Annotated in this window: 12 protein-coding genes; 9 read left to right on the top strand and 3 right to left on the bottom strand. The window is 61.1% G+C overall.

All coding sequences use genetic code 11. The annotated features are described in order from the left end of the window. Positions 1-236 precede the first annotated feature (236 nt). Positions 237-509, top strand: coding sequence for a DUF2790 domain-containing protein (locus P3C29_RS23980; protein WP_010171062.1), 273 nt, complete (start codon positions 237-239; stop codon positions 507-509). A 99-nt stretch (positions 510-608) separates the two neighbouring features. Next, positions 609-1,466, top strand: coding sequence for an SDR family oxidoreductase (locus tag P3C29_RS23975; RefSeq protein WP_275965620.1), 858 nt, complete (start codon positions 609-611; stop codon positions 1,464-1,466). A 58-nt stretch (positions 1,467-1,524) separates the two neighbouring features. On the opposite strand, the gene P3C29_RS23970 is transcribed toward P3C29_RS23975, so the two are convergent. From P3C29_RS23970 to P3C29_RS23960, 3 genes are all read right to left on the bottom strand, one after another. Beyond that, the gene (locus tag P3C29_RS23970; protein WP_201124147.1) at positions 1,525-1,749 is read right to left on the bottom strand and encodes a DUF2188 domain-containing protein; all 225 of its coding nucleotides are present in this window, start codon (positions 1,747-1,749) and stop codon (positions 1,525-1,527) included. A gap of 116 nt (positions 1,750-1,865) precedes the next feature. Continuing rightward, positions 1,866-2,780, bottom strand: a complete 915-nt coding sequence (locus P3C29_RS23965) for a tyrosine-type recombinase/integrase (RefSeq protein WP_201124148.1) — start codon at positions 2,778-2,780, stop codon at positions 1,866-1,868. A gap of 103 nt (positions 2,781-2,883) precedes the next feature. After that, on the bottom strand, positions 2,884-3,672 hold the full coding sequence (locus P3C29_RS23960) for a hypothetical protein (protein ID WP_201124150.1): 789 nt from the start codon (positions 3,670-3,672) through the stop codon (positions 2,884-2,886). A gap of 469 nt (positions 3,673-4,141) precedes the next feature. Here P3C29_RS23960 and arnC point away from each other — a divergent pair, with 469 nt between their 5' ends. From arnC to P3C29_RS23925, 7 genes are read left to right on the top strand one after another with little or no spacing between them, the layout of a single operon-like run. After that, positions 4,142-5,176, top strand: coding sequence for an undecaprenyl-phosphate 4-deoxy-4-formamido-L-arabinose transferase (gene arnC, locus P3C29_RS23955; RefSeq protein ID WP_032881941.1), 1,035 nt, complete (start codon positions 4,142-4,144; stop codon positions 5,174-5,176). Then, complete coding sequence (gene arnA / locus P3C29_RS23950) at positions 5,173-7,164, top strand: bifunctional UDP-4-amino-4-deoxy-L-arabinose formyltransferase/UDP-glucuronic acid oxidase ArnA (protein WP_010171068.1); 1,992 nt, start codon at positions 5,173-5,175, stop codon at positions 7,162-7,164. Before arnC ends, arnA begins: the two co-directional genes overlap by 4 nt. After that, positions 7,164-8,048 carry a 4-deoxy-4-formamido-L-arabinose-phosphoundecaprenol deformylase gene (gene arnD / locus P3C29_RS23945; RefSeq protein WP_029615914.1) on the top strand — a complete coding sequence of 295 codons (885 nt, stop codon included), beginning with the start codon at positions 7,164-7,166 and terminating at the stop codon, positions 8,046-8,048. The genes arnA and arnD overlap by 1 nt, the downstream gene beginning before the upstream one ends. After that, complete coding sequence (arnT, locus tag P3C29_RS23940; RefSeq protein ID WP_275965619.1) at positions 8,045-9,700, top strand: lipid IV(A) 4-amino-4-deoxy-L-arabinosyltransferase; 1,656 nt, start codon at positions 8,045-8,047, stop codon at positions 9,698-9,700. Before arnD ends, arnT begins: the two co-directional genes overlap by 4 nt. Then, on the top strand, positions 9,697-10,044 hold the full coding sequence (gene arnE, locus P3C29_RS23935; protein WP_201124156.1) for a 4-amino-4-deoxy-L-arabinose-phosphoundecaprenol flippase subunit ArnE: 348 nt from the start codon (positions 9,697-9,699) through the stop codon (positions 10,042-10,044). Before arnT ends, arnE begins: the two co-directional genes overlap by 4 nt. Next, positions 10,041-10,454 carry a 4-amino-4-deoxy-L-arabinose-phosphoundecaprenol flippase subunit ArnF gene (arnF, locus tag P3C29_RS23930; RefSeq protein WP_275965618.1) on the top strand — a complete coding sequence of 138 codons (414 nt, stop codon included), beginning with the start codon at positions 10,041-10,043 and terminating at the stop codon, positions 10,452-10,454. The genes arnE and arnF overlap by 4 nt, the downstream gene beginning before the upstream one ends. Next, the gene (locus P3C29_RS23925; protein WP_010171078.1) at positions 10,451-11,830 is read left to right on the top strand and encodes a UDP-glucose/GDP-mannose dehydrogenase family protein; all 1,380 of its coding nucleotides are present in this window, start codon (positions 10,451-10,453) and stop codon (positions 11,828-11,830) included. The genes arnF and P3C29_RS23925 overlap by 4 nt, the downstream gene beginning before the upstream one ends. Positions 11,831-11,833 lie beyond the last annotated feature (3 nt).

The raw sequence follows: 11,833 nt of genomic DNA, 5'->3' as shown, positions 1-11,833 counted from the left end.
CATCCGCCAACACCACCCTGTAAGTGGCTTGGAATAAAGGGAGCGACTGTGCAGCAGAGGTGCGGAGCTTTGGAAGTAATTAAAAATCCGCTTTAACTTTCAAATGAATATAAGGGCCGCAGTCATCGATTTGGCTGATGTCTTCTATTGCCCCGCAGGCGTTCATCCCCGCAGCAAGCGCTTTGTAGAATGAGCCCCACAGTCAACTCACCACCTTCGTGGTGCCGGAGGTTCCCATGCGTTATCTGCTTATCGCCGTGCTGGGCCTGTTCAGCACACTTGCCGTCGCCCAGGGCGAAACCACGGCGCCCGCTGTGAGTGCCAGCGCCCCCGCCAACGAGACTTACGACTACTCCCAGGACCTGGATATCGCCAAGGTGGTGCGCGTCAGTACCGAGTCTTCCACCGAGTGCGGTCCGGTCAAGGGCCACATGGTCTATATCGATAGCCATGGCGTACGTCACGAACTGGACTACATGCGCCTGGGCGATGCCTGCCAGCATGGTTGATCGCACACCATTCGTCGGGCCTGACCGGCATCGATTACAACTATTGGGCCGCTGAAAATCACTAATCCATAGAACCCGTTGTGATCTATGGAGATTGAGATGACTGACTACCCACGCCCACCTTTCGCCAGCCAGGCCCAATCCGTTCCCGGTTCACAGAAGAAGATGGACCCCTACCCCGACTGCGGCGAGAAGAGCTACACCGGCTCTGGTCGCCTGGCCAACAAGATCGCCCTGATCACCGGCGCCGACAGCGGTATCGGCCGCGCCGTGGCGATTGCCTTCGCCCGCGAAGGTGCCGATGTGGCCCTCGCCTACCTGGATGAACACGAGGACGCCAAGGAGACCGCTCGCTGGGTGGAGGAAGCCGGCCGCCAGTGCCTGCTGCTGCCCGGGGACCTCGCGCAAAAGGCCACCTGCCAGGCGATTGTCGACCAGACCGTGGAGCAGTTCGGCCGGATCGATGTGCTGGTCAATAACGCAGCCTTCCAGATGACCCACGAGACCCTGGAAGACATCCCCGACGAGGAATGGGTCAAGACCTTCGATATCAACATCACCGCGATGTTTCGCCTCTGCAAGGCGGCGCTCCCACATATGAAGGCCGGCGGGTCGATCATCAATACCAGTTCGGTGAATTCCGACATGCCCAAGCCGACGTTGCTGGCGTATGCCGCCACCAAGGGCGCGATTGCCAACTTTACCGGTGGCCTGGCGCAATTGCTGGGCAACAAGGGCATCCGGGTGAACAGCGTAGCGCCTGGGCCGATCTGGACGCCGCTGATTGTCTCGACCATGCCGGATGAGGACGTGAACAGCTTTGGCAGCGAGACCCCACTGGGCCGCCCCGGCCAGCCGGTGGAAGTGGCACCGATCTACGTGCTGCTGGCGTCGGATGAGGCGAGTTACATCTCCGGCTCGCGGTATGCCGTGACAGGTGGCAAGCCGATTCTCTAGGGTCGGATGCAAATCCAGGGTGGGAGCGGGCTTGCTCGCTCCCACATGTGTGACTCGGTTAACCTGGAGATCGAGTCGGATCAGCCTTGCGCGGATAGGTTCTTTCCTCCTGAATCCGCCCATCCATGCTGTGAATTCTCAGCGACGCCGTCTTGTCGCTGAGAAACTCCCTTGCCAACTCGACGATCGCCTCCTTGGTCTCCGCTGTTTTCGACGGCCGTGCCGAGCCCTGCTTGGTCAACGCCCAACCGGTGCCGGTCTTGTTGATGTTGTAGGTATCCATGGTCTGCTCCCTTGACTGAATGAACACGGCACGGGGCAAAACCCGCGCCCTAGTTATTGCGAGCGCAGGCGCCTGGCAGAGTTCAAGGCAGTTGGCCGCCCAGGTTACAGGCGGCCCTACAGGTCAAACCGATCCACCGCCCGGCGCCGCTCATTGTCGTCGCGCACGTCGTAGGTGGCGGTGGTCTGGATATTGGTGTGATGCGCCAGCTTCTGGGCGATGGACAGGTCGTACTCTTCGATTACCCGGGTGATAAACGAACGCCGGAAATCATGGGGCATGATCTTGACCCCGACCTGTTCCCCGCGCTGGCGGGCGATGTAGTAAATCGCGTGCTTGGTGATGCGTTCCCGGGTGATATGGCTGCCCCGGCGGATGCGGTTGAACAGGAACGTGTCGTCCTGCTCGCCCTCTTTCAACTGGCTGCGACGAAACTCCAGCCACGCCTCCAGCTTGGCAAAGGCCCAGGCCGGCGCGTACTTGATCAGTTGTTTGTTGCCCTTGCCGGTGACCTGCAGGCTGCGCTCGGCAAAGCTGACCTGGTTCAGCTCGATGTTCACCGACTCCGACTTGCGCATGCCCGAGCCATACAGGATCCCGATCACCGCCGCGTCCCGCAGCCCCTGGGGCCGTGGGTCGGCGGCACAGACTTCCATCAACTCACGAATCAACGTACGCCGCAGGTTGCGCCCCTGGCTCAGCCGGGTGCCGGCCATGGCCTTGACCGAGCGCATCTTCAGCAGGTGATCCTGGCTGATCAGGCTTATGCGCCAGGCTTCATTCATCACCCCGCGCACTGCGTTGACGTACAGCGAAGAGGTATTCGGCGCGTAACCGTCTTCACGCAGTACGGCCACCAGCGCCATGACCTGCTCGGGCTGCAACAGGTGCCAGTCGATGTCTTCGAGGTTGATGTCTTCAAAGCCCAGGCGGTCGGCGGCGTCTTGCAGCACGTAGCGCATGGTCAGCTGGCTGGAGGGCGCCAGGCGGGTGAGGTAGAGGGTCAGCGGGTTGCGGGTAGACTCAGTCAAGGTAGATCAGCCTTTGGATTAAATAGATCGACTAACCATCTGATTAATCGATCTATTTAGTGAATTGGCGAGCGCGAAGTCTAGCGCAGGTCAATCCTCGGGGCTATTCCTGATCGTCCTCTGCCGGGGCCGGCGTCTGCTGCTGGCTCCAGTCGGTGTCCTGCTTCTGCATCAACGCAAACCAGTGCTGGCGCATGAAATCCAGGTAGGGTTTGGGCGCCTTGGCGAAGTCCTGCTCGTCGCCATAACAGCCCGGCAACGGCAGCTCGGTGCCCTGCTCCTTGTACTGGCTGACCAGTGCCTGTTGCGCAGCAACGCTGCAATCCTTGGGCAACGGCATGCCTTGCAGGGCGCCGGCGTCTTCATCCCACCAACTGGCCCCATAGCGGTCGATGCCCCGCAGGCGGTACTTCTGCGACTTGCCGATGTGCATGATCAGCTTGAAGTCATTGGGGCTGACATCACTGGTGCAGGTGCGGCTATAGCCCACCGTGACCTGGCTGATGCCATCGCCCAGCAGGTCGGTGACCTGGGTGGCGTCGGTGTTGAAGTGCGCGCCAGCGTCAAATTCACAGTGCTGCACGTCGTCGTAGAGCATCCACACCCGCTTGGGCCGGTCGCCGTCGAGCAGGTACTGGGCGGCATAGACAAAGGCCGACTGGGCGCCGTCGTCGTCGCGCTCGCTGACCTGTTCCGCCAGCACCAACAGGTTTTTGCCCTGTTTATCGCTCCAGGTGTAGGCCCCGACCTGTTTACCCCGCACTTCCACGCCATCGGGCACCGGGTCGATGGCCGTCAGTGCCACACCGTTATCGGCCCGCACCACCGTGGCCCACGCCACCGACATCAACAACACCATCAACATTGGCCGTAAACGCTGCACGCTATTCATCCGACTGCCCTGGCAAGAGATGGCTTACTTTACCGGCACTTGCGCGGCAATGCAGAGAAGATTCTTCAGGAGCGAAATAACACTCAGAAAAAGTCCAATCCTTGTCTACGCGCGGCCAGGACGGCATTGTCCGTGTTCCTGCTGTTTAGCTGAACACTAGCTGTCTACCTGCCAAAAAAACGACTTTTTCATCTGCGTTTCATATTCGTTGAACATTTTTGCGCTTAATCTTGGCGGCACGACTTGAGAGCGAACCGTACTTTGCAGGTTAACTCGTTGATTCCGCTTTACCTTTGAGCATTTTGGTCTTTACTCACGTAAGCCAAGGAAGACCCACTGTGACCTGTCAGGACTACCGAATGAATGCCATGAATCCACGTTATTTTTAATCAGGCGCCTGCTGTTCCAGGCTTGTGATTACTGCTGTGTTTACGCTCCAAGTTGCTCTAACCCCCGAGGTAATGAATCTTTGAAACCCTATCCAATTCATTGCGTGTCGATCGTTATCCCGGTCTACAACGAACAAGAAAGCCTGCCTGAATTGCTGCGCCGCACCATGGCCGCCTGCAAGCAGCTGGCTTACGAATACGAAATCATCCTGGTGGATGACGGCAGCCGCGACAACTCTGCGCAATTGCTGGAAGACGCCGCCGCGCTCGAAGGCAGCAACGTGGTCGCGGTGATCCTCAACCGCAACTACGGCCAGCACGCCGCGATCATGGCCGGCTTCGAGCATTGCCGGGGCGACGTGGTGATCACCCTCGACGCCGACCTGCAGAACCCGCCGGAAGAAATCCCGCGCCTGGTCGAACAGGCCGCCCTGGGCTACGACGTGGTTGCCACCGTGCGCAACAATCGCCAGGACTCGGCCTTCCGCCGCTGGCCGTCGCGGCTGATCAACCTCGCCGTGCAACGCTCCACCGGCGTGGCCATGAGCGACTACGGCTGCATGCTGCGCGCTTATCGCCGCACCATCGTCGACGCCATGCTGGCCTGCCGCGAGCGCAGCACCTTTATCCCGATCCTGGCCAACAGCTTTGCGCGCCACACCACGGAAATCCTGGTGCATCACGCCGAGCGTGAACACGGCGAGTCCAAGTACAGCCCGATGCGCCTGATCAGCCTGATGTTCGACCTGCTGACCTGCATGACCACCACGCCACTGCGCCTGTTGAGCATCGTCGGTTTCAGCCTGGCGGCGCTGGGCATGCTGTTTGCGGTCGCACTGATTGTGTTGCGCCTGGCCTTCGGCTCTGGCTGGGCCGGCGACGGCATGTTCGTGCTGTTCGCCGTGCTGTTCGTGTTCACCGGTGGCCAGTTCATCGGCATGGGCCTCTTGGGTGAATACCTGGGCCGCATGTACAGCGATGTGCGGGCCCGCCCACGGTTCTTTATTGAAAAAGTGCTGCGCAACCAACCGGCAGCACCGGCCGAGACCTTTACGGTCGATGGCCTGACGTCTTCCCACACCTCTACTTCTCCTTCCGATCAGGTTTCGTCATGAATTCAAAAGCTGTTGTCTTCGCTTACCACGATATTGGCTGTGCAGGCATCGAAGCCCTGCTCAATGCGGGTTACGAAATTGCTGCCGTGTTCACCCATGCCGATGACCCCAAGGAAAACAATTTCTACGGTTCCGTCGCCCAACTGTGCGCCCGCAATGGCATCCCGGTGCACGCCCCGGAAGACGCCAACCACCCGCTGTGGATCGAGCGCATCGCCAAGCTGAACCCGGACTACATCTTCTCGTTCTACTACCGCAACCTGCTGAGCGAAGCCCTGCTGGCCACCGCCAAAAAAGGCGCGTTCAACCTGCACGGCTCCCTGCTGCCTAAGTACCGTGGCCGTGCACCGGCCAACTGGGTGCTGGTCAACGGCGAAACCGAAACCGGCGTGACCCTGCACCGCATGGTCAAGCGTGCCGATGCCGGCGCGATCCTGGCCCAGCAGAAAGTCGTGATCGACCGCACCGACACCGGCCTGACCCTGCACGCCAAACTGCGTGAGGCGGCCACCAACCTGCTGCGCGACGCCCTGCCGCAACTGGCTCAAGGCAAGCTGGCTGAAACCGCACAAGACGAAAGCCAGGCCACCTACTTCGGTCGCCGCACCGCAGCAGACGGCAAGCTGGACTGGAAAAAACCGGCTGAAGAGCTGTTCAACCTGGTGCGTGCCGTGACCCAGCCTTACCCGGGCGCCTTCTGCGCCGTGGGCGAGCACAAGCTGATCGTCTGGAGCGCTGAAGTCGTCAAGGGCAACGAAGGCCTGGCGCCAGGCCGCGTGATCAGCGTCAACCCGCTGCGCATCGCCTGCGGTGAAGACTCCTTGGTGGTCAAGTTCGGCCAGCGCAACGAAAACGGCCTGTACCTGGCCGGCCCGTCCCTGGCGGATGAGCTGGGCCTAGTGGACGGTTCCGTGCTGCGCGGCGCCGAGTCCGGCCGCAAGCCACGCCGTACCCGCGTATTGATCCTGGGTGTGAACGGCTTTATCGGTAACCACCTGTCCGAGCGCCTGCTGCGTGACGACCGTTACGAAATCTACGGCCTGGACATCGGTTCCGACGCCATCGAGCGCCTGCGCAGCCACCCGAACTTCCACTACGTGGAAGGCGACATCAGCATTCACTCCGAGTGGATCGAGTACCACATCAAGAAGTGCGACGTGGTCCTGCCGCTGGTGGCCATCGCCACCCCGATCGAATACACCCGCAACCCGCTGCGCGTATTTGAACTGGACTTCGAAGAGAACCTGAAACTGGTTCGCTACTGCGTGAAGTACAACAAGCGCGTGATCTTCCCGTCGACCTCCGAAGTGTATGGCATGTGCCAGGACCAGTACTTCGACGAAGACACCTCCAACCTGGTGGTGGGCCCGGTCAACAAGCAGCGCTGGATCTACTCGGTCTCCAAGCAACTGCTGGACCGCGTGATCTGGGCTTACGGCGACAAAGGCCTGAAGTTCACCCTGTTCCGTCCATTCAACTGGATGGGCCCGCGCCTCGACCGCCTGGACTCGGCCCGTATCGGCAGCTCCCGCGCCATCACCCAGCTGATCCTGAACCTGGTGGAAGGCACGCCAATCCGTCTGTTCGACGGTGGCGAGCAGAAGCGTTGCTTCACTGACATCGCCGACGGCATCGAAGCCCTCGCCCGCATCATTGATAACGACAACGATAACTGCAACGGCCAGATCATCAACATCGGCAACCCGGAAAACGAAGCCAGCATCCGTCAGTTGGGCGAAGAACTGCTGCGTCAGTTCGAAGCTCACCCGCTGCGCAGCAACTTCCCTCCGTTTGCCGGTTTCCGCGACGTAGAGAGCAAGGCGTTCTACGGCACCGGTTACCAGGACGTGGCACACCGCAAGCCAAGCATCGAAAACGCCAAGCGCCTGCTGAACTGGGAGCCTACCGTCGAGATGAGCGAAACCATCGGCAACACCCTGGATTTCTTCCTGCGTGAAGCCATGCTCGAAATCGCGGACAAGCGTTGATGCAAGCGGGTCTACGCATCGACGTCGACACCTACCGAGGCACCCGCGAAGGGGTGCCAAGGTTGTTGGAGTCGCTCGACGAAGCCGGGGTCAAGGCGACCTTCTTCTTCAGCGTCGGGCCGGACAACATGGGGCGCCACTTGTGGCGCCTGATCCGCCCGCAGTTCCTGTGGAAGATGCTGCGCTCCAATGCTGCCGGCTTGTACGGCTGGGACATTTTGCTGGCCGGCACCGCCTGGCCAGGCAAACCCATTGGCCGCGACCTGGGGCACCTGATGCGCCAGGCCAAGGCAGCCGGGCATGAAGTCGGCCTGCACGCCTGGGATCACCATGGCTGGCAGGCCAACACCGCAAGCTGGAGCGACAAACAGCTGGTCGAGCAGATCCGCCGTGGCGTCGACACCTTGAGCGACATCCTCGGTGAGCGCATCGACTGTTCCGCCGCCGCCGGCTGGCGTGCCGATGAGCGCGTGGTGCAAGCCAAGCAACCGTTCAACTTCCGTTACAACAGCGATTGCCGTGGTACCAGCCTGTTCCGACCGACCCTGGCGGATGGCAGTGCCGGCACGCCACAAATTCCGGTGGACATGCCGACCTTCGACGAAGTCGTGGGCCCGGTAGTGGCTGCCAAGGATTTCAATGCGTTCATCCTCGACCGCTTCAAGCCGTCGAAGCTCAACGTTTATACGATCCACGCAGAAGTAGAAGGGATTCTGATGGCCAATGATTTTCGCCAGTTGCTCGCCCAGGCAGGGCAGCGCGGCATCGCGTTCAAACCGTTGGGCGACCTGTTGCCCGCCGACGTGACCACCCTGCCCCAGCAACAGTTGGTGCGCGGTGTGCTGAGCGGCCGTGAAGGCTGGCTCGGAGTGCAAAAGGCATGATTCGGCGCTGGGCCCTGCCCCTGCTCCTGTTGGCTTTCGGGGTGTTCTACCTGATCCCGCTGGCCACCCACGGGCTGTGGATTCCCGACGAAACCCGCTATGCGCAGATCAGCCAGGAAATGCTGCTGACCGGCAAGTGGGCGTCGCCGCACTTCATGGGAATTCGCTACTTCGAAAAACCGGCTGCCGGGTACTGGATGATCGCGCTGGGCCAGGCAATCTTCGGCCAGAACCTGTTCGGCGTGCGTTTTGCCTCGGCCTTGAGCACCGGCCTGAGCATCCTGCTGGTGTACTTCGTGGCCCGGCGTGTGTGGAACGACCCGCGCAAGAGCCTGGTCAGCGCCGTGCTGTACATGAGTTTCGTCAGCGTCGCGTTCCTGGCGGGCTACGCCAACCTCGATCCGCAGTTCACCTTCTGGGTCAACCTGACCGGGGCTGCGCTGTGGTTCTGCTTCGACAGCACCACCCCCCGTGGCCGCCTGGGGTCCTGGGCCTTGCTCGGGTTCGCCTGCGGCATGGGCTTCATGACCAAGGGGTTCCTCGCCTGGTTGCTGCCGGTGTTGATCGCCCTGCCCTACATGGTCTGGCAAAAACGCTTTCGTGAGCTGCTCACCTATGGCCTGGTGGCCGTGGTCGTCGCGATTGTCGTCAGCCTGCCGTGGGCGCTGATGGTGCATGCCCAGGAACCGGATTACTGGAATTTCTTCTTCTGGCACGAGCACATCCAGCGCTTTGCCGGCGAAGACGCCCAACACTCCGAACCCTTCTGGTACTACCTGCCGTTGCTGGTTGCGTTCACCCTGCCGTGGATGGCGCTGCTGCCGTCCACCGTCAAACAGGCGTGGCTGGAAAAGCGCAGTGCCAAGATCGGCTTCCTGTTGCTGTGGCTGCTGATGCCGTTGGCGTTCTTCAGCCTGGCCAAGGGCAAGCTGCCGTCGTACATCATGCCGTGCCTGCTGCCGCTGGCATTGTTGATGGGCCATACCCTGGCCGACAAGTTGGCCCAGGCCCGTGGCCGCGTACTGCGCATCAACGGCTGGCTGAACCTGATCCTCGGCGTGCTGGGGCTGCTGGCCCTGACCTGGTTCCAATTGAAGAAACCGGTGTATGAGCACGGCCAGGAAACCTTGAGCCTGGTGCTGGTGTTCATCTTCCTGTTCGGCTGGATCATCGCCAATCTGCTGCAAGCCGCCCGCCCGCTCCACCTGTGGGCTGCACCGGTGATCGGTAGCTGGCTGCTGGTGGCACTGGTGCCGGCCGCGTTGCCGCACTCGGTGGTTTATAACAAGACCCCGGACCAGTTCATCATCGATCACCTCCAGGAATTGCAACCCACCACCGCGTTGCTGAGCAACGACCTGGGTGCGGCCTCAGCCTTGTCATGGCGCCTGCAGCGTCCCGAAGTGATGCTTTACAACACCGTTGGCGAAGTGAAATACGGCATCGCCTTCCCGGACACCGCTTACCGCAAGATCGATGCCGCCCATGTCCAGCAATGGATGACCGACGCGCGCAAACAGGGTTCGGTGGGCGTGGTCATGCGGGTCAAGGGTGACGACGAGCGCCAGGAAGTGGAGCTGCTGCCCAAAGACGGCAAACGCTACGAGCAAGGCAATATCGTGATTCTGATTTTCCCGCAGAGTGCCCCATGACCACACTGCTGCTGTTGTTGGGCGCGTGCCTGCTGACCTGCATGGGCCAGGTGTCCCAGAAGTTTGCCGTGGAAGGCTGGCGTGACCAGCCCGACGGTTGGGCCTTGAAGCTGCGCTCGCCGTGGCTGTGGTCGGCGCTGATATGCCTGGGCCTGGGTTTGCTGGTGTGGCTGCTGGTGCTGCAACGCCTGGAAGTCGGCATCGCCTACCCGATGCTCAGCCTCAACTTTGTACTGGTGACCCTGGTGGCGCGCTTTGTGTTCCACGAACACATCGACGGCCGCCATTGGTTCGGCGTGCTGCTGGTGATCGCCGGTGTGGTGTTGCTGGGGCGTCAGGTATGAGTCGCGCTCGCGGTTTTGCCCTGGCCCTGGGCAGCGTTGCACTGGTGAGCGGCGCCCAGTTGGGCATGCGCTGGAGCATGACGCGCCTGCCGCTGCCCGCCGAATGGCTGGCAGCGCTCAACACCGGTGCCATCGACCTCGGCGCACTGGGCGTGGTGATCCTGGCGATCATCGCCTATGCCCTGTCGATGCTCTGCTGGCTGGGCGCGCTGAAAGACCTGCCGCTGGGGCGCGCCTATTCGCTGCTCAGCATCAGCTACGCGCTGGTGTACCTGCTGGCCGCCAGCCTGCCGGTGTTCAACGAACATTTTTCCGTTTCAAAAACTGCGGGAGTGGCCTTGGTCATCCTCGGAGTCCTGACTATCAACTCTCGTCGTGCTAGCACCACAAGTCCCAGGAATGCCCCATGAAAATCAGTGTATTTGGTAGTGGTTACGTCGGTCTGGTGCAGGCCACCGTATTGGCCGAAGTCGGTCACGATGTCATCTGCATGGACGTTGACGAGAACAAGGTCAAGCAACTGCAACAGGGCCACGTGAGCATTTTCGAGCCGGGCCTGGCGGCCATGGTCAAGGAAAACCTCGAAGGCGGGCGCCTGACGTTTACCTATGACGAAAAACTCGCGGTCGAGCACGGTGAAGTCCTGTTTATCGCCGTGGGCACGCCTTCGGATGAAGACGGCTCGGCCGACCTGAAATACGTGCTGTCGGTAGGCGATGCGGTGGCCCGTCACCGGGTACAACCGGTGATCCTGGTGGAAAAATCCACCGTGCCCGTCGGCACTGGCGACACCTTGCGCGCCCACATGGAAAAAGCCCTGCACCTGGCCGGCCGCCATCTGGAATTCGATATCGTCTCCAACCCGGAATTCCTCAAGGAAGGCTCGGCCGTTGCCGACTGCCGCCGCCCGGACCGCATCGTCATTGGCTGCGAGCGTGAAGAAGTGCGCGAGGTGATGCGTGAACTGTATGCACCGTTCAACCGCAACCACGACCGCATCATCTTCATGGACCTGCGCAGCGCCGAACTGACCAAGTACGCCGCTAACTGCATGCTGGCCACCAAGATCAGCTTCATCAATCAGATCGCCGAACTGGCCGAACACCTGGGCGCCGACATCGAAGCCGTGCGTTTGGGCATTGGTGCCGACTCGCGCATTGGTTATCACTTTATCTACCCGGGCTGCGGTTATGGCGGCTCGTGCTTCCCCAAGGACATGCGTGCCCTGATCCACAGCGCCAAGGCCGCCAACTGCTCCAGCGACCTGCTGGAAGCCGTGGAAGCGATCAACCAGCGCCAGAAGAGCAAGCTGTTCGAACGCGCCAACGCGTTCTTCAAGGGCGACCTCAAGGGCAAGACCTTCGCCTTGTGGGGCCTGGCGTTCAAACCGAACACCGACGACATGCGCGACGCACCAAGCCGTGTGCTGATGGAAGCCCTGTGGGCCGCCGGCGCCAATGTGCGCGCGTTTGACCCGGAAGCCATGCAGGAAACCCAGCGCATCTATGGCGATGACCCGCGCCTGATGCTGATGGGCACCCCGGAATCGACCCTGAGCGGTTCCGACGCCTTGATCATTTGCACTGAATGGCAGCAGTTCAAGGCGCCGGACTTCGACCTGATCCAGCAGCGCCTGAAAACCCCGGTGATCTTCGACGGCCGTAACCTGTACGACGGCGAACGCCTGGCACGCAAAGGCATCCAGTACTTCCCGATGGGCCGCGGCGACTCCTGCAATTTGCCGATCCCCCAGCAAAACTGGGTACCTCAGGCCGAGGAAGCCTAAGAC

Origin of the sequence: Pseudomonas sp. 1912-s, from assembly GCF_029269205.1 — a bacterium.
Classification (GTDB): domain Bacteria; phylum Pseudomonadota; class Gammaproteobacteria; order Pseudomonadales; family Pseudomonadaceae; genus Aquipseudomonas.
The sequence above is the reverse complement of the archived record's forward strand: the minus strand, read 5'-3'. Positions and strand labels throughout refer to the sequence as shown.